The 17,287-nt window shown below is 64.2% G+C and carries 17 protein-coding genes and 3 pseudogenes; 8 read left to right on the top strand and 12 right to left on the bottom strand.

The window, feature by feature from the left end; translation table 11 throughout:
• Positions 1-107 precede the first annotated feature (107 nt).
• A complete protein-coding gene (locus tag AWC08_RS03370) occupies positions 108-2,078 on the bottom strand; it encodes a heavy metal translocating P-type ATPase (RefSeq protein WP_055580838.1) in 1,971 nt (656 codons plus the stop codon).
• Complete coding sequence (locus tag AWC08_RS03365; RefSeq protein ID WP_063892938.1) at positions 2,075-2,488, bottom strand: ArsR/SmtB family transcription factor; 414 nt, start codon at positions 2,486-2,488, stop codon at positions 2,075-2,077. The genes AWC08_RS03370 and AWC08_RS03365 overlap by 4 nt, the downstream gene beginning before the upstream one ends.
• Before the next feature lie 156 nt (positions 2,489-2,644).
• Between AWC08_RS03365 and AWC08_RS03360 the strand changes: the two genes are divergently transcribed.
• The 4 genes from AWC08_RS03360 to AWC08_RS03340 all read left to right on the top strand — a co-directional run bounded on the left by AWC08_RS03360 (position 2,645) and on the right by AWC08_RS03340 (position 4,907).
• On the top strand, positions 2,645-2,911 hold the full coding sequence (locus tag AWC08_RS03360) for a hypothetical protein (protein WP_256101437.1): 267 nt from the start codon (positions 2,645-2,647) through the stop codon (positions 2,909-2,911).
• Between the two features lie 27 nt (positions 2,912-2,938).
• Entirely contained in the window at positions 2,939-3,547 is a 609-nt protein-coding gene (locus tag AWC08_RS03355) for a class I SAM-dependent methyltransferase (RefSeq protein ID WP_055580846.1), read from the top strand.
• Positions 3,548-3,564: 17 nt separating this feature from the next.
• Positions 3,565-4,191: a methyltransferase family protein gene (locus AWC08_RS03350; protein WP_055580847.1), complete on the top strand. Its 627-nt coding sequence runs from the start codon at positions 3,565-3,567 to the stop codon at positions 4,189-4,191.
• 320 nt (positions 4,192-4,511) lie between these two features.
• The gene (locus AWC08_RS03340; protein ID WP_065136434.1) at positions 4,512-4,907 is read left to right on the top strand and encodes a YHS domain-containing protein; all 396 of its coding nucleotides are present in this window, start codon (positions 4,512-4,514) and stop codon (positions 4,905-4,907) included.
• A gap of 101 nt (positions 4,908-5,008) precedes the next feature.
• Here AWC08_RS03340 and AWC08_RS37855 read toward each other — a convergent pair.
• A pseudogene (locus tag AWC08_RS37855) lies at positions 5,009-5,188 on the bottom strand (two-component sensor histidine kinase); the annotation flags it as partial.
• Between the two features lie 126 nt (positions 5,189-5,314).
• On the opposite strand from AWC08_RS37855, the gene AWC08_RS37850 reads away from it, so the two are divergent.
• A complete protein-coding gene (locus tag AWC08_RS37850) occupies positions 5,315-5,707 on the top strand; it encodes a methyltransferase domain-containing protein (RefSeq protein ID WP_232007891.1) in 393 nt (130 codons plus the stop codon).
• A 92-nt stretch (positions 5,708-5,799) separates the two neighbouring features.
• On the opposite strand, the gene AWC08_RS03325 is transcribed toward AWC08_RS37850, so the two are convergent.
• The 8 genes and pseudogenes from AWC08_RS03325 to AWC08_RS03285 form a co-directional block, all read right to left on the bottom strand.
• On the bottom strand, positions 5,800-6,423 hold the full coding sequence (locus AWC08_RS03325; protein WP_172835242.1) for a hypothetical protein: 624 nt from the start codon (positions 6,421-6,423) through the stop codon (positions 5,800-5,802).
• Between the two features lie 626 nt (positions 6,424-7,049).
• Positions 7,050-7,202 (bottom strand): annotated as a pseudogene (locus AWC08_RS39510) (IS256 family transposase); the annotation flags it as partial.
• A 741-nt stretch (positions 7,203-7,943) separates the two neighbouring features.
• A complete protein-coding gene (locus tag AWC08_RS03310) occupies positions 7,944-8,246 on the bottom strand; it encodes a hypothetical protein (protein WP_055580841.1) in 303 nt (100 codons plus the stop codon).
• Positions 8,243-8,470 (bottom strand): ribbon-helix-helix protein, CopG family, encoded by a 228-nt coding sequence (locus tag AWC08_RS03305; protein WP_055580842.1) that lies wholly within the window; start codon positions 8,468-8,470, stop codon positions 8,243-8,245. Before AWC08_RS03305 ends, AWC08_RS03310 begins: the two co-directional genes overlap by 4 nt.
• Before the next feature lie 538 nt (positions 8,471-9,008).
• Positions 9,009-9,692: an RES domain-containing protein gene (locus AWC08_RS03300; protein ID WP_142283387.1), complete on the bottom strand. Its 684-nt coding sequence runs from the start codon at positions 9,690-9,692 to the stop codon at positions 9,009-9,011.
• A 44-nt stretch (positions 9,693-9,736) separates the two neighbouring features.
• Positions 9,737-10,447, bottom strand: coding sequence for a hypothetical protein (locus AWC08_RS03295; RefSeq protein WP_065136438.1), 711 nt, complete (start codon positions 10,445-10,447; stop codon positions 9,737-9,739).
• Between the two features lie 735 nt (positions 10,448-11,182).
• Positions 11,183-11,974, bottom strand: coding sequence for a hypothetical protein (locus AWC08_RS03290; protein ID WP_133438100.1), 792 nt, complete (start codon positions 11,972-11,974; stop codon positions 11,183-11,185).
• A 648-nt stretch (positions 11,975-12,622) separates the two neighbouring features.
• Positions 12,623-13,000 (bottom strand): STAS domain-containing protein, encoded by a 378-nt coding sequence (locus AWC08_RS03285; protein WP_069433862.1) that lies wholly within the window; start codon positions 12,998-13,000, stop codon positions 12,623-12,625.
• A gap of 1,174 nt (positions 13,001-14,174) precedes the next feature.
• On the opposite strand from AWC08_RS03285, the gene AWC08_RS03280 reads away from it, so the two are divergent.
• Positions 14,175-14,642 (top strand): hypothetical protein, encoded by a 468-nt coding sequence (locus tag AWC08_RS03280; RefSeq protein WP_055576974.1) that lies wholly within the window; start codon positions 14,175-14,177, stop codon positions 14,640-14,642.
• A 125-nt stretch (positions 14,643-14,767) separates the two neighbouring features.
• Positions 14,768-15,242 (top strand): annotated as a pseudogene (locus AWC08_RS39810) (IS110 family transposase); the annotation flags it as partial.
• A 200-nt stretch (positions 15,243-15,442) separates the two neighbouring features.
• Here the strand turns inward: AWC08_RS39810 and AWC08_RS03270 are convergent.
• Complete coding sequence (locus AWC08_RS03270) at positions 15,443-16,018, bottom strand: TetR/AcrR family transcriptional regulator (protein ID WP_232007890.1); 576 nt, start codon at positions 16,016-16,018, stop codon at positions 15,443-15,445.
• 81 nt (positions 16,019-16,099) lie between these two features.
• Here AWC08_RS03270 and AWC08_RS03265 point away from each other — a divergent pair, with 81 nt between their 5' ends.
• Positions 16,100-17,287 (top strand): cytochrome P450, encoded by a 1,188-nt coding sequence (locus AWC08_RS03265; protein ID WP_055576972.1) that lies wholly within the window; start codon positions 16,100-16,102, stop codon positions 17,285-17,287.

Genomic DNA, 17,287 nt, shown 5'->3' with positions numbered 1-17,287 from the left:
CGCCAGCCCCCGCCGGAACGAGGGTGTGTCAGGTTGCGTGTTGAACCGGTGGTCGGGATGATGCGCTTTGGCCGGGTTGCTTCGCCTCGGGTGGTCAATGCTCGGGATCACGTAGACGCCGCCGCTGTGGCTGTGCGTGGTGATGATGCCGGGTGGCCGGCCGGTGCTACGGCCAGTGGCTTGGCGCGGCCGGCGCGTACCCCGTTGGCGATGACTACAACCTCGGCGATCTCGTGCACTAGCACTACGGCGGCCAGGCCCAGGATGCCCAACAGCGCCAGCGGGATCAGCGCGGTGATCAGCACCAGGGACAGGCCGACGTTTTGCAGCATGATACGTCGGGCGCGGCGGGCGTGGCGGAACGCCTGTGGCAGGTGGCGCAGGTCTTCACCCATCAGCGCCACGTCGGCGGTTTCGATGGCCACGTCGGTACCCATCGCGCCCATCGCGATACCCAGGTCGGCGGTCGCCAAGGCGGGGGCGTCGTTGACGCCGTCGCCGACCATGGCGGTGCGGCGTTGGGCGCGTAGCTGTTCGATCAGGTTCGCCTTGTCTTCTGGGCGCAGCTCGGCGTGCACCGTCTCGATGCCAACCTCGGCGGCCAAAGCAGCGGCGGTGGTGTGGTTGTCGCCGGTGAGCATGGCCACCTGGTAGCCGTCGCCGCGCAGCTGGTCCACGGCCTCGGCGGCCTCGGGGCGCAGTTCGTCGCGCACGGCGACCGCGCCGATCACGTGGCCGTTGTCTTCGACGAGCACGGCGGTGGCACCGGCCTGCTGCATGCGTGCTACGTCGCCGGTTAGCGCTCCGGGGTTGAGCCAGCCGGGGCGGCCCAGCCGGATGGTGTGTCCATTGCGGTGGCCGATGAGTCCGGCGCCGGTGACGGCTTGCACGTCGCTGGCGGGGTTGATCTGGCCGGCGGCGGCCAGGATGGCCGAGGCCAGCGGGTGTTCGCTGCGTGCTTCCAGCGCCGCGGCCAGGTCGAGCACCTGGTCGCGAGTGGCGCCGTTGGTGGTGGCGACGTCGATGACGGTGGGGCGGTTGGCGGTCAGGGTGCCGGTCTTGTCCAGGGCGACACCGCGCACCGCGCCGAGAGCTTCTAGCGCCGCGCCGCCTTTGACCAAAGCGCCGAGTTTGCTGGCTGCGCCGATCGCGGCCACCACGGTGACCGGCACCGAGATCGCCAGGGCGCACGGCGAGGCGGCGACCAGCACCACCAGGGCGCGTTGGATCCAGGTGAGCGGGTCATCGAACACGCTGCCCACCACCGCAATAACGGCGGCGGCGACCATGATGGCCGGCACCAGGGGTTGAGCGATGCGGTCGGCCAGCCGTTGGGAGGCGCCCTTGCGGGCCTGTTCGGCCTCCACGATGCGCACGATGCGGGCCAGTGAGTTGTCCGCGGCGGTGGTGCTGACCTCCACCTCGAGTGAACCGGTGCCGTTGATCGACCCGGCGAACACCGCGTCACCGGGTCCGGCCTCGACGGGCACCGATTCCCCGGTGATGGCCGAGACGTCCAGCGCGGTGCGCCCGTGGCGGATGATGCCGTCGGTGGCGATCCGCTCGCCGGGTTTGACCAGCATCGCATCGCCGACCACCAGTTCGGTGGGTGCCACGATGATTTCGGCGCCGTCGCGCAGCACGGTGGCCCGATCAGGAACCAGCGACAGCAGGGCGCGCAGGCCGCGGCGGGTGCGGGCCAGCGAGTACTCCTCCAGGCCCTCGCTGATGGAGAACAAGAACGCCAACGTGGCGGCCTCGCCGACCTCGCCCAGGATCACCGCGCCGACAGCGGCGATGGTCATCAGGGTGGCCACCCCGATCTTGCCCTTGGCCAGCCGCCGCAGCGTGGACGGGACGAAGGTGTAGGCGCCCACCACGAGCGCTACCGCTTCCAGCGTGAGGATCACCGGCCGGGCCGCACCGGCCCAGCCCGCGAGGAGCGCGGCCAACAGCAACACACCCGACAGGGCGGCGAACTGCAGTTCACTGACCTGCCAGAGCCGGTCCGGCTCGTGCTCCTCGCTGCGCTCGTCAGCATCGGGTTCGTCGTGGCCGCAGCCGCACGCCTCGCTCATCGGTTACTCACCTTCGCCTTACTCGTCTCACTCTTGTTGCTCGTCGCCGCGGCGCGGGCGGTGCCGTAGTTGGGGCACAGCGCCACTGCGTTGCCGGTGGCAGCCAGCAGCGTCTCGGCCGAGGCCAGCAGGTCCATCAGCTCCGGGCGGGTCAGCGAGTAGAACACCTGCCGACCCTCGGGACGGCCAACCACCAGGCCACAGTCGCGCAGGCAGGCCAGATGCGCCGACACGGTCGACTGCGCCGTCCCCAGCAAGCCGGTCAGATCCACCACCCGGGCTTCCCCTTCGGTGAGCCGCTGCAGAATCGCCAGCCGGGTCGGGTCGGACAAACCGTGAAACAGCGCCACCGCCGGCGCCACGTCATGGGTCGGGCGCGGCGCCGGCCGCTTCCCACTTGTCATCGCCATAACGCGATGATAGCGTCACCCATATATCAATTGTCAAACCATGGTGATAGCGATCTCAGGCGTTGATTCGGGAGGTCCGGGTGCTCGGGTCCCACGCCAGGTGCTGGTGGGCCCTGGCGGGCTTGCTGATCGCGGTGAGCACCGTCGGGTTGGAACATCACGATTATGACCGCGGCGCTGCCGACGATCGCCGCCGATTTGGTGGTCGGCGCCAGTGTGCTGCAGTGGATGGCCAACGTCTACGTGTTGGTGCCGGCCGCTCCGATGCTGGTCTGCGGGACACCGGGGGATCGCTACGGGCGGCGTCAGCTGCTGCTGATTGGGCTGGGTCTGTTCGCCGCGCAGCCCACCCGCACTGGACCGAAAAGCCCGTCGGCGCACTACAGCCGGCCGCGGAAGCGACGGGGTGACGTGCGCGGCTAAATGGTGGAAAGGCAGATCCCTATGTTGATGAACCGGGCCGAGACGTCACTGGTGAACTCCCCGCCGCGGCGCTGGCTGCAACGTTTCTATGAGGTGCCGGTGCTGCTGCGGTTCGGCGGCCGGCTGATCCCGGGGGCCCGGGCGGTGGAAATCGGGTGCGGGTCCGGGTACGGCTGTCGGCTGATCTTGGAGCGGTTCGGCGCCGCCGCCGTGGACGGCGTGGACTTGGATCCGGCGATGATCGGCCGGGCCGGGCGGCGCCTGGCCTGCTACGGCGATCGGGTGCGGCTCGCTCAGGGCAGTGCCACCGACCTGCGCACCGCGCTGGATGCCGACGACGACAGTTACAGCGCGGTGTTCGATTTCGGCATTGTGCACCACATCCCGGACTGGCGTGCAGCGCTGGCCGAGGTCGCCCGGGTGCTCGCCCCGGGTGGGCGGTTCTATTTCGACGAGGTGACCGCGCACGCCCTGGCCCGCCCCAGCTACCGGCGGCTGTTTGACCACCCGACCGAAGACCGGTTCAGCGCCGGGCAGTTCCTCGATGAGCTGGCCCGCGACGGCCTGGTGGTGCTCGGATCGGTGACCCGCATCCGCGGCGATTATCTGCTGGGGGTGGCCGCCAAACCGATCTGAACGGAAGGTGACACATGATGGCTATCGCTGCGCTGGTCTTGTTCGCGGTGATGATGCTGCTCGACGGCGCGCTGCGCCGGCACATTCAGCTGGCCCGCACCGGCGACAGCGGCAACCGGCGCACCTGGCGCCCGGATGGCTCGCTGGAGTGGTGGGCGCTGGCCGGCACCGACCTTGGTTACCTGACGGTCGGTGTTGGCGCCCCGTTGGCCGATCTGGCCGGGTTGGCGCCGCTGGCTGTGGCCGATCACCCGGTGGTGCGCGGTGTCGGTATCGCGGTCGCAGTGCTGGGCATCGCGTTGGCGCTGGCCGCTCAGCTGTCGCTCGGCGCGTCCTGGCGCATCGGCATCGACGAGGCCGAACACACGACCCTCGTCACCACCGGCGCGTTCCGGGTGTGCCGCAACCCGATCTTCTCCGCGGTGATCGTCGCGTTCGGCGGCTTGGCGTTGATGGTGCCCAACCCGGTAGCCCTGGCGGGCGTGGTGATCACCGTGACCGGTATCCAGGTGCAGGTGCGCCTGGCCGAAGAGCCCTACCTGGACCGGGTGCACGGACCGGCCTACACCGACTACGCCGCCCGCGTCGGCCGGTTCCTGCCCGGCGTCGGCCGGCTGCAGCCCGAACACCAGCACCGGAGCTGACCATGCAACATGGAACCCGTGCTGGTGCTCATGGCGCTGCTCGCCGGCCGCTCCGGCCTGGGCGCTCTTGCCGAGCCCGAAACCGGCTGCGGCAGCGTCGGATTCGCCGTGGCAGTCGTTTCCCGACAGCAACGCAACACCGCGGGTGACAAAGGAGCTCACCGGCGAATGCTCGAAAATCTGCCGCCGTGCTGCGATGACCCCGGCCTGCGGCCATATGCTGAGCCCGTCGAAGGGCGCCCAGCGAGTCTGGCGGCTGGTGGGGATCATCGCAGCCACGCTTATGCCGAAAAGGGGCCGGCATTCACCACGGCACCGCGGTGCGCCGCAACGATGACTACTTCGGCCACGACGTGAACGCGGCGGCTCGGATCACCGCGCTGGCCGACGCGGGGCAAGCCGTGATCACCGAACCCGTCGGGCAGGTGTGCACCCGGCTTGGGCTCGCCCCAGATCCGTTGGGCGCCCAACAGCTCCACAATATCGCCACACCGGTGGAGGTGTATACGGTGGCGTTGGCGGCGGCGCGGTATCCCACCGACCCGGTGTGCCTGGTGCGCGTGGACCCGCGCACCGCCGCGAGCCATCTGCGCCGCGCTGGCCGGGATTGGTGGTTCTGCTTATCGGAATGCGCGCAACGATTCGCCGCCGCACCAGCCCACTACACCGGTGAGGAGCACAGCGTTGCTCGCCCGGCGGCGCGGGGATCAGCATAACCGGCCACGTAGCGCCTCGTGCGGCGCGGCGCCCATTGCGTGACACCGCGGACGGGCCGCTCACGCACTGGGTGTTCCTACCAGCAAACGGTGGGGCGTGATCACCGGTGAACCGCTTGATGCAATGCATTCAGAGTCGACGCTGGTCGACGCCACGAAGGCCGTTCGGGCTCAATTGGTTTCAGCGGCAACGGGCTTGTCGTCACCTCGTGGCCGCGCACCAGCGGCAGGCTGGCCGGAAGCAGGCGCCCTTTGCCGGGTTCGCCCCACGCCTCAAACCGGCAACGGGCTGAACTTTGGCCATTACCCCGACACGGTCGCCGAATTCGTGGCCGTCGAGCCCGACCACACATTGCGCATGATGGCCGAGGCTGGCGCCGACCGGGCCCCGCGTGCGCGTTCGGGTGGTGGCAGGACATGCGATCGCTCTACCCGCCGACGATGCCAGCTTTGACGCGGCGGTGGCGTCGTTGGTGCTGTGTTCGGTATCCGACGTTGGCGGGGCGTTGGCAGAGATCCAGCGCGTGCTCAAGCCGGCGGCAAATTGGGGTTCTTCGAACATGTGCGCTCCGACCGCACACACCAAGCGGTGGCTAGTGCCGGAACGAGACGGCAAAGCCTACCGGTATTGGCCAACGTTGACTCGCGAGCAGCACAGTGCCCGGCTCATGCGTGAGGTGCTCGACTCGGGGGGTCGCTCGGACCTGGTGCTTAGCCACTTCCTCGAACAGATCAGCCCCGAGGAGTCCGCGCGGCGCGCTGCCTTGCAGCGGCCGGCCAGACGAACCCGCTGCAAGTAACTGTTCCAGGGCCACCAGGTGTTCCCCTGCGGCGCATCGAAGCGCCTGGGTTGAAGGGATATTTGTCGATGTGGGTTGGCGGTCGCCGGTGGCTACGGTGGTCCCATCATGCCGCCGGGTCCCATCATGCCGCCGGGTCCCATCATGCCGCCGGGTCCCATCATGCCGCCGGGTCCCATCATGCCGCCCGACCCGCCCATCATGCCCTGCATCATCGCGGGCATCCCGTCGCGCACAAAGCCGCTCACCTCACGGGCGTGAGCACGGATGGTGTCGGTTAAAGCGGGATCATCGGAGGTTTCCTCGGCGATGACACCTCTGGGCGTCAAGGTCAACTGGCGGCGGTAGCCGCCGGCGTTGCGGAATAGCGTCGGCAGGCTCGAGCTCATACACATGACCTCGGAGCCTTGGTCAAGATGGGAGTACATGCTCGACACGTGCCCGTGCAGTTGGGCAGTAAGGTCCGGCGAGTTTGACTCGGTAGTGGTGCGAACCCCGCCGGGAATCTCCTCGACCGTGCGGCTGATTTCGGTATGGCGACGGAACATCTCCATGTAACCGCTCATGTCGGCCGCACTGGCGCCCATCATGCCGCCGTCGGTCAAACGGATCCGTAGCATCGGCGGGCGCAGCGCGCCACCCAGCGCATACCCCAGACTGGCCACCGCGCCGGCGCCGAGTGCCGCCAGCGCCGCACGCCGAGTCAACCTAGCCACTCCTGACCTCCCGCTCATCTAAAACCTTTGCCTTACTCAACGATTGGCCGTGCTGTGGCGCGGTTTGTGCCGTGGTCAGAGAATCGATCGCCGCCTGCAGCTTCCCGGTGACTTGGATGGCGACGTCGTTCAGCGCCGGCTCACCGGTCACCTCGACCAGCAGCTTGGGTTCATGCGTAACGTAGATTATCTATGGACACACTAAATATATTGGGCCGCAGCGTGATTAGCCTTCAATGCGTCACAGTGACGTATCGTTGTCCAACAGAATAGGCCGGAGCGACAGCGGACCCGGGTTTCTTGATCGGTCGGCCAGATGCAGGTATCTGAGTCCGCCGGCGAGCGTGGTCGGGCCAGCGCCGACCAGGCCGATACGCTTCCACCGTGCACGGTGAGCGCTCAGGAGTGCCTGGTCGGCCAAAGCCATCCCACTGTGGCGGGTGGCGGAGGCGGCTCAGCGGGCAACATGGTTCATGCATAATAACAGGCGCCGCAACAGTCACACAAGGCAACCTACGCACCACCGGGGCGAATCTGGGGGGCGTCCGGAATCCGGTGTAAATGGGCCTACGTAGCTTCTGGCTTCGGTGGGTGATGTTACGCCGTTGGCTGATGGCTTCGGTGGTGCTGCCCGCAGAGTTTGGGGCGTGCTGGGGCCGTAGTTGTCGCGGCGGGTGCAGCAGGGCGCGGCGTAGGTCTTGGAGCTGGCGTACCCCGGCCGGGGTCATGGCGAATCCGCGCCAGCCGCGAGATGCGCGGTCCAGTACGGCCCAGGCGATGCACCCCTTTTACACCGGCTTTAGGACGCGACGCGAATCTGCGCCAACTAAACTGAGCGTGTCGCGGGCAAGTGTGTCAACTAAAGTGAGCGCACTCTGGCAGATGCGCCAACTAAAGTGAGCCGATCACAGATTGACTGAGCAGGGACAACACGGCGGTAGCCCCAACGGAGGCGGCTCAGCGGTGCCGTGTTTCATGTATAATATCAGTTATGCATGGATAACAGTCGCTGCCGTGTTCACCTTTGCTACCACCGGTCGTAAACCCACGTTCACATGCCGTGCGGCCCCAGCCTCCCCATACGGGCTAGACTGCCCGAAGTCGACGGCTCCAATCCGCAACCCAGGCAAGGTGCTTGGCATTCACGCCGAGCTTTTTCGCGACGGCGGCGACACCGCCGTTCACCTCGACCAGACGGCCGAACAGGCTGTCCGCACCCGACCACCATCCCGTTGCCGGCAAGCTGACCTGACGGTCGTTGGCGAGCTATAGGGCAAGATGTTCGCGCACGTCGGACAGGTCGAGCGGTTCCAATTCGAGCACGCGGCGCCAAATAAGCCTCGTCGACCTCTATGCCGGAATCGGCTGCCGCGGCGAGAACGGCAACTACGAGATCGTCGCCCTCGGGCGCCTTCGTCGCGGTGCTGATGACGTCGTGAGCGGTGAGATATTCCGACCGTGGTCCATATCCGGCATTCTCAAGGCGGTGACGGCGACACCGGGTCGGTCTTTGCGCTGAATCAGGAAACGAGGGCCGCGATGGTTGCCGTCGTGTCGGCGAGGGCTGCTGCGCCGATGTTGCCGATGGATTCGTCGAGCGCTACCGCGGGAAGCCACTGAACTAGCTCGGGCAGGACAACGCCCTTGGGTTGCTGCACAGATACAATCATCGCCATTGTGCCACTGGGGATTTCACCGGGAATGAACGGGCAGGTGATCACGCGCCCGGTTGCAGCGGCGAGGTGTATCGCGTTGGAGAGTACGACAACATACAGCTCGTGTCCGGTGTCGCGGCGCGGCCTGACGTCGCCGGGGGTGATCACAGGCCTGCGGCCCGGTTGGCCTGGTAGACCGTCTGCGCGTAGGCGTCGATATCCAACGCCGGAACGGTGTGCGCGGTGTAGTGGTCCAGCGAGATCCGGAGATGCTCGTGGTGCAGGGCCCGCTCGATCATCTCGGAACGATTTAAGCCGACCGCCTGGGCATCCGCATCGGCCGCCGCAAGCACAGCCTGATCTATCGTCACCGACACCTTCGCCTTTGTCATACTTATTATCCTACCTTAAGGAGGATAAGCGTCCTGCTTGGTCCAACCGTCGCCTGCATTCCTCAGTTCTGTTCTCCAATGCAAGCATCACCCTCCGGCATCCGATCCACGTGCACGGCACAGGCGCACGGTCGCCGATCGCTGGACGCCGCTCGCCGCCTCGCTCCGAACGACTTGAGCGGCCCGCCCCGCGACCCGCGCTCAACACTAAATGTCGGTGATTGGTCTCACCTGGGCCGCCATCACGGCGCACAAGAAAGCCTGCCGCTCACGGCGACTCATCAGCCTGCCGGACCACGACGGCCCACCCGCTTTCCCGGTGCACTGTTTATCGCGTCGAACGCCAGGCATCCTGCCTGGTCGACCAACCATGCCCAACGTCAAACTTGACTGCCAGCGCGAAAGCTAGACCTACACATCACGACCCCACTGGCGCCCAAAATTCGGTCTTGACAATGCGCCTGCCTGCCGGTGTCAACGAACTTTTGCCCACATCGCCGTCGTGGATAAAGTTGCTACCTTCCGGCCACGACTGCGCCTACGCCTTATCCGTCTCAATCAGCGCACGCAATTCTTCGGCGATCTCTTCGACGAGTAGTCGCCCTGGCCCTTCGTAGAGGTTTTGCGAGCCGGGTCCGGACCGCTGCCAGGAACCCCGCTTCGGCGGGTACCTTTCCCCAAACAGGACGATTACTTCTTCGGGCGGCTTGTTGATCAACTCGGCTTGACGAGAATGCCAGATCAGTCCCTGAAGCGGCGGATCATGTTTCTGTGCAAGAGCTGCGATCGCCAGGCGCCGGGTGCATGCATAGTGCTCGGCCGGACTCGAGATCACTTGGCTGCGCTTGAGGTTTAGCCGCGTCAGCTGCGGATCGCGAAGGTCGCCCAGCGCAGCATCGACCGGCAACTCGATGTGCGCCAACAGCTTCTCGTGCAGATGGGCGTCGTAGGCGATCATGCTGCCCAACTGGTGGACATCGTGAAAGACCGACTCGAGCAGGACCCCGGTAGGCGATTCACCCACATACATGTTCGACAACCGCTTTCCGGTGATGGGGTCGTCGATCGGGGCAAAGCGGGTGTCGCCCCAGCCTGCATTGAATTCGTCATATCCCCACTTACCGTCGTACACGCGGTAGAGCATGCGGCCTTTTTCGAGGGGCACTGCATTCAATGTGGGCAACGTCGCGACTACACCACAGCCCGCCGGGTGGGGGCACACCAGATCCTGGGGCGGAGGCGTAGCGGTCACGTCGAGCCGGTGTTCTAGGCGGCCGCACCCGCGGCGAAGCGCTGGGCTGCGCGCAGCGCACGCGCTGGATCAGTCGTTGCGGTGCGCTCTGGTACCTCGCCGGAGAGAAAACTCGTCGGGCTGGTAAGCCACGTCCACAAGGACCAGTCCCGCACTCCCCCATTGGCAAGCGCTGCCAGGATCGGCGCCAACTCGGCGCGCAGCTTGCCGTGCTCATCGAATTGAAACGCCGGTATCAAGGTCCTGCCGCCATGGTCAACGGTGAATAGTTGATGCGCTTGTCGACGTCGCGCCACCCACGTTCTGGTGTTGGACTCCGACGAATTGCGCTGCTCACTCAGCGATTTGTAGGTGTGGAAAGGCGTCGCGAGCAGCGCGTTGCGGTGGGCGGCCAAACGCTTCGACTGCGACAGGGTCGCGGCGGGCGTCAGACTAACGCCATGGCCCATCAGCACGCGAAGCAGCTCTTCGCGCGACGCTTCCACATGCTCGGCTTGCAGCGTGCGAATAGCCTTGAACACCTCAATGAACTCGCGGATGTGTGCACCACCCTGCGGGTCATGCACGAGCGCGTTGCGTAGTTGTAGCAGGGCGATTGCCTCGTGTGGGCCCTCGGTTCCTCCGAAGAAATTGAGGAGCTGAAGCGCCTCGGTGAGCTCCCCTCGGGTAACGCCACGGACCTCCAGTCCATCGTCCACCTCGGCGATAACATAGTCCGACATCATGTAGCAATCGTAGCACTTGCTGCGATCGGCGTCAGTTCGCTACAAACCCAAATCGACGCACACGGCACGGCGGACGCCCACGGTTGGGACGGTGTTCCATCGCGGGTGATCGTGCCGACCGCTGAGCCTCAGGCGTCGATCTTTGCGTGGACAAGCGACACCGTCATTGGCGTCAGAGCGCTAAGCCTGATCATCTGTTGAATCAATCGCTTTCACTCGCTCCAATCGACTGCGGTGAAAAGCCCTTCATGAGTACGAATTGCGCAAGTTATCGCCAGTGTAGACAATTGCGAAATGCACTGCGGCGAAACATGTTAGAGAATATCGCGACCTTGATCGGATCGGCGGTATCAACATCGGTCGAATTCTCTGGCATTTTGCTAGTTGGGCCGCGGTTGCCGGATGCATCCAAGAGATCGAGGTCCTGCAAGTTGGCGCTCTCGAGTAGTCGAACCATGACCTTGCGACGGTGAACCGCCGGTTGGGCAGTACGACGCGGCCTATGGGTGGAGGTCTGAGTCGACCTTCGTCGGCGCCACTTCCGGGCTCTTGGCCCCTGGCTTGAGCATACGGGCTGATCAAGTTTTCGGCGATTGACTCGGGCTGTGAAATAATCTGCGCTGCAACAGGATAGGGAATAAGGGCTCGTTCTACGTTCTACTGATAACCCGCCGTATTCGCATCCGCTATATTCCTCACTCGACGGAAGTTGTGGGGCAGACGTGACGGCCACGATCATTCCTCGTCGTCATTGACGCCTCCGGCCACCCGCGCCCTCAGGTGGTCGATGTAGTCGGAACGGATCACTCGGTTACACCGGGGGCGTTTGCCGCCGTTGACGTCCTCGACGTACTTGGCCAGCAATGCCGGGTTCTTCCCGGACCAACCGTGGGCAAGCGCCCATCCCTGCATCGCGTCGCCGTCCATTGGGATGCCGGCATCGTGGACTTCGAGGAGCACACTCACGACGTCGTCCTTCTCGTAGCCAGCCGCGATTGTGTTGTTGTGGTTGATCGTTAACGTGAGACTGTTCATCGCCTCGATCACCACGGGGTCTAGCTTCGGCGTGAGGTCCTCCCACTCCGAACCGTTGCCGAGGATATCCGGTCGCATCTGCGTTACCCACGGCCGAATCCGGTTGGCGTTCCAAGTGATCACACACAACCCCCGGATCATGTGATTGCTGAATCGGACCAGTTCGCCGATGTCGTCCATGCCTGGCCAGGCCATCAGCACCGGGCCGTGGCCACGCACGTATGCGCCTCCTCTGCCGGTCACGTGCTCGACGTCGGAGTGGCGGATGACCAGTCGGTTCAACATGTCGCAGTTGCGCAGGTTGGACTTCAGCTTGGTCCAGACAGTGAGGGTGTCGCCCTTCTCCATGTGAGACGTGCACCAGCGGATGGCTTCAGCCACACCGCCGTCGTCATAGCTTGCCACGGCGGTGGGGTAATTCACCTCATCATCGAACATCGACGGCTCCTGCTTCATCCCGGCAGTCACTACCTTAGCCACCAGCGCCGACAAAGTTTTGGCGAAAGCGCCTGTGACCCAACTCGTGTCATTGTGGTGGGTTCGGCCTGACGAAGGGCGATCTGCGGGCGATCCGGCCCCAGCGACACCAACGCGGCAGCAATAGCAAATCCAGCCGCAGCCGGGCACTGTCGGGTTGGGCAGCATATGGCACCAGACTTGCCCGAGCACGTTTGAAATCGTGCGCCGCACACGTCTCACAAGGGTCCGAAGCACCACCACGGCGAACGGCGTCGGCCACGCTGAGGAAAAGCGCCCGACGTGCGTGGGCTCTGACCGGGCTGAAGTGCCCGCATCGAATATGGTCGCCACTCACCTAGCCGCCTTGGCCGACCGGCTTTTCCGCGGAACCACCCCGGGCCGCGCTGGGCCGCCCAACTCTCGAAACGACGGCGGAGACGAAAGAACCGGTACCAGTGCCACTCTTCGTACTCCGCGGTCTCCAGATCCGTGCCGTGCAGATTTCGGCGGAGGTCAAGTGTCCAAGGACGTGGTGTACGTCGTCGTGTGTTTCTTCGGGGTGATGGTTCAGGCGGTCAGTGCCGCCGGGGGAAAACCCCTTTTCGGTGCGTTTGCTAGCGTCGTCCTGACCGACAGTGACCGAGGCATGGTCAGTGTGGATGAGCGCCAACGCCCGGCCCTTCATGGTGGCTCTGCGCTGGGTGGCGGTGCTGTCCTTAAGCCTTTGCGGGCCTCGGCCACGCTCGGATAGATCGCGATGACGGTGTGAAGGCCGGTCAGCCGCAGCGGTCTAGCTGTGGCCGGGCCGTCAGCGACCACTGCATAAGCCGTAGTGTCGGTGGCGTGGTGAGCCTGGACAAGCACGTCGATGCCCACCGCACTCATGAATTCGACGTGGGACAAATCGATGATGAGCGCGGCGGGCCGTTGTTTGAGAACCTCGTTGACGCGGTGAGCAAAGTGTGGCGTGGTCGCGAGGTCAATAACTCCCGATGCCGACAGCACGAGAACTGCTCCGTCATATGATACTAAAAGACGAAGTCCGTGAGAGGAATTCACCGTATCCGGTGACCCCGCTGGCTGGTATCGGCGTGCCTTAAGGCTGCTGGCTGCCGCCGGAACTCGTCAGTGTCGTTGAGCGTTCGATGTGCGTCTGCGCGAAATCTGATGTGGATGACGCCTCTTGCTCGGCGCGCGATGATAGCGGAAGGGTGTCCCCCAATTGGCGCGTAGCAGCGATCAGCGCGGAGGCCCGTCCAGTTAGGTGTGCCCGGCCGGTACATCGGGCATCGGCCGACGGTCGCGTATACCCCATACCCCCGGACGGTACCATATGTGGCCAATCTCGCCCCACAACCGACATGGGTTGCTCTGCGGTGACGGCTTGACCCGAGGCCACCGAGCAGGCGGTCAGTCAAAATGCGGGCAGTTACTGCGAGGAAAGTGCTCCAAGCGGTGAACCGCGAGCCTTCAACTTTGGACCAACACAGGGGTCGGGTGGCCTGCCGGCGCCGAAGGTCCCCCGGGCACAGCGTGCCATGCACCAGAAAGGTGTTCGACGGGCCTTTCGTAACCTTCCCGCTCCTTGTCACACGCGCCACCTGCTCGTACCCTCAGGGGGTATGGGGTACTTGTCGGCACGGACGAAAGCGATGTTCCATGGCCGCCTGTCGTCAGCACGGCACAGGGCGCGCTGCTACCCTCCAATTATTGCGCAAAGTCGCCGTCATCGTGCTGCCCAACCAGAAACTCACTGCTGTGCTGATCGCCGATAACCCAGGATCCTCGGTCATCACGGCTAGCACCTGGAAGCCGGGATGATGACCATTCTGAACTACACCGCTTATCGACCTGACACAGCCGGAAGGCAGATGACGCTGCAAGTGCCCCCTAGGACAGTTAATGGCCGGTGCACGAGTTCTAAACATTGGGTGTGCCGGGCATACCGTTGTTGACAAATCCGATCAAGAAAATGGTGCGTCTAAATATGCTTGCCCTCTTGCACTATTACGATAATCCACGTGGGACAGCGCCAGCATTGAGAGGCTCGCTTAAATTCACCGTCCCCTCAATTAAAGTTTTGGCACTCCGACAAGATGTGCTCATCCGGTGATCCGCGGCAGACGCACGTTCGTCAGAAGTCCCGCAGTGGCCAAGTGGGGGTCACACTGATGACCAGCAGGGACATGAACCTCGCCATTGATAGCGGTAAGACAAGAGAACGGAAACACGCATGAGAATGTGGCCTCCGCCCGCAGCGATTGCGGTGTTGTTCGGAGTGGGGCTTGGCGCGGCCGCACCGCAGGCCAAGGCGGAACCTCCGGCGATGGACGGTGTCTATCTCTACGCCGACGACGACGGCGGTACGGGGACGTGGACTGTCAGTACGACATGCAATCCGGACTGCATCGCGCACGTGACGACTGCGCTGGGGTCGAGTTTCGACGCTCCACTAAAAGATGGCCAATACGTCAATTCGCGGACTATCCCCGATGGTCTGAAGTGTCCGTTATATGTGATGGGCGACTTTTTATTCGATGGCGGATACCATCCGGTGAGCGTAGTCCAGTGGTGGGACCCTGTTACGCTCAACGGGGAAGTGCACTTCACGCCCTACACTAAGGTGGACATCCCACACGTCCCACCGAACTGCTACATCGTTGACCACCATCAATTATTTTCCCTGACCAAAGTCGGCTGATATAGATCGGCTTGGTCCTTCTCAAAATGCCTCCGGAGGTGTCAGGAAGGGATCTGTAACTGATTCCTTCCGGGGTCCGCGTGTTGACGCACGTTGACCTCGTGACACGCCCCGGAGGTGTTGTTGTGTCTGTGCATGCAGCTCCAGTCACGTCGTCCACGATCGTCGTGGCCGTTGATGTCGGCAAGACTTCGGCATTGTTTTCGATGACCGACGCGACGCGTCATCGGCTGGTCGGTCCGTCGAGTTCGCGATGACCGGGTTGGGTCTGACCGCAGCGGCGGCGCGGGCCACGGCTGTGGTGCCGCCGGCAGGTCGGGTGAAGGTTGGCGTGGAAGCCGCCGGCCACTACCACCGCCCGGTGCTCGACCATCGGTGGCCGGACGGCTGGGAAGTGTTGGAGCTCAATCCCGCTCAGGTCGCCGAGCAGCGTCGCGTGCAGGGCCGACGGCGGGTCAAGGCTGACGTGATCGACTTGGAGGCGATCACCGAGCTGGTGCTGGCCGGATACGGACACCCGGTGACCGATCGCGATGTCGTGTGATCGGTGAGCTGAACGCCTGGGCCCAACACCGGAGTCGCAGCTTGGCAGGACACACTTTCAACCATCGGCTTATACCCTTGGTCTTTGCCCGACGCAGGCCAGGCAGACGGGTCTCTCCCTTCCAACCAGACTGTGTGCACCTGCCGCTCTGGCCGGGATTGTGCCGACGATGTTGTGTTGACAGCGCAAACTGGCTGCGTCACCGCGTCCGATAACGGCTTGCGAATGTGGTCGTCGTCAGTGTGCTATTGCCAGATCAGCGGGGTTGGGCGGCATGGATTACGGCGTCGACGATACGACGGATGCGCGCGGCGGCCTGATCGGGGTCGGGCCGGCCGGCGTCAAGCCAGGCGATCACGGCGTCCATTGTGACGGTAGGTAATAGGTGCGCTGCCCAGCTCCGCCACCGCTCGTCGGCGATGCCCGCAAGGTAGCGGCGCGTGATCTCAGTCCCGTTGTCCAGAGCTCGTTCTATTACGTCACAGAATTCGGGTTCGCGGGCAGCATAGCGAAACAGCAGTCGGAAGGCCTCCGGATCAGCAGCGGCTGCACGTACTAGCGCGGGGATGCTGCCATCATCGAATTCGTCCGCCCCGGTGGCCTCGCGGAGCCGGCGGTAACCGTAGTCGAGCACTTCACGATAGAGGTCAGCCTTCGAGGCGAAGTGCCGATACAGGATCACCGGGGTGACACCGGCTTCTGCGGCAACGGCATCAAGTCCGGTGTCAGCAAAGCCTGCCCGGGCAAAGGCGCGGGTTGCGGCGTCGAGGATCTGTTCGCGGCGCCGCTCGCGCGGCAGCCGTCGAGTCGGCTCAGCTCGGCTGACACTCACCACAACCCCCTCTTGTTTACGGGTTACTTTACAACTAGCCTTGTCTAAGGCATCTTATACAAGAGTTTCTTTCCTTAGAGGATGCCCGTGACCACACCAATTCAGCTGCCATTGACGCGGGCGCATCCGCTCCAAGCCTCGCCTGAACTGCGCGCGTTGCAGTCGCAGGCCACGATTCACCCGGTCCGCACGCCCGTGGGCGATGATGCGTGGCTGGTCACTGGCTATGCAGCGGTACGGCGTTTGCTTGACGACCACCGACTGGGTCGCGGGCATCCTGAGCCCAACACCGCCGCGCGCATCGGGGAATCGGCATTGTTCGGCGGCCCGTTAGGCAACTTCAACACCGAGGAGGCCGACCACGCCCGGATGCGTGGCCTACTGCAGCCGCACTTCTCGCCCAAGCATTTGCGGACCCTGCAACCGAGGGTCGAAGCGCTTACCAGCGGACTGCTGAACGAACTCGCGGAAGAGGGTCCGCCGGCCGACCTGTACGCGAAATTGGCTGTGCCGCTGCCGATTCTGGTCATTTGCGAGCTCCTTGGTGTGCCGTACTCCGATCGTGACCAGTTTCGTGGGTGGACTCAGGACGCGGCCAATGTGCGCGATCACTCCCGCTCCGAGCATGGCCTGGCCGAATTGTTCAGCTATAGCATGAAATTGGTCGAGCACAAACGCGCCCACCCCGGCGACGACATCATATCCCGTTTGTGTGCAACTGACGGCGTCTCCGACGAGGAGGCCGCCACGTTGTCGATGTTCCTGCTATTCGCCGGGCACGAGACCACGGTAGTCGCCATCGGATACGGGGCATTGCTGCTGCTGACCAATCCCAATCAACGGCAGGCGATGCTGGCTGACCCTACGGTTATTCCGATCGCAGTCGAAGAGCTATTGCGGGCAGCCGCCTTCGGCGGCGGCGTCGTCGGCATTCCGCGGTATGCGCGCACCGACTTCGACATCAATGGTGTTGCAATCCATTCCGGAGACTTGGTCCTGCTTGACATCGAATCGGCTAACCACGACCCGACGGTGTTCGCCGAGCCGGACCGTCTGGGTATCTCCCGGCGGGACGCCACCCACCTCACCTTCGGATACGGCGCGCGGTACTGCATCGGGGCGCCGTTAGCACGTATGGAGCTAAAGACGGTTTTCACCCAGCTCTTTCCGCAGTTTCCTGCCATGCACCTGACGGTGGATCCCGCGATGCTTACCGCGCGTAGCGACGTGCTCGCCGGCGGGCTTGTCGACCTACCGGTCTCGTGGTGA

It is taken from the genome of Mycobacterium gordonae (genome assembly GCF_002101675.1).
In the GTDB taxonomy this organism is placed as follows: domain Bacteria; phylum Actinomycetota; class Actinomycetes; order Mycobacteriales; family Mycobacteriaceae; genus Mycobacterium; species Mycobacterium gordonae.
This window is presented reverse-complemented; position numbering and strand designations above follow the sequence as displayed.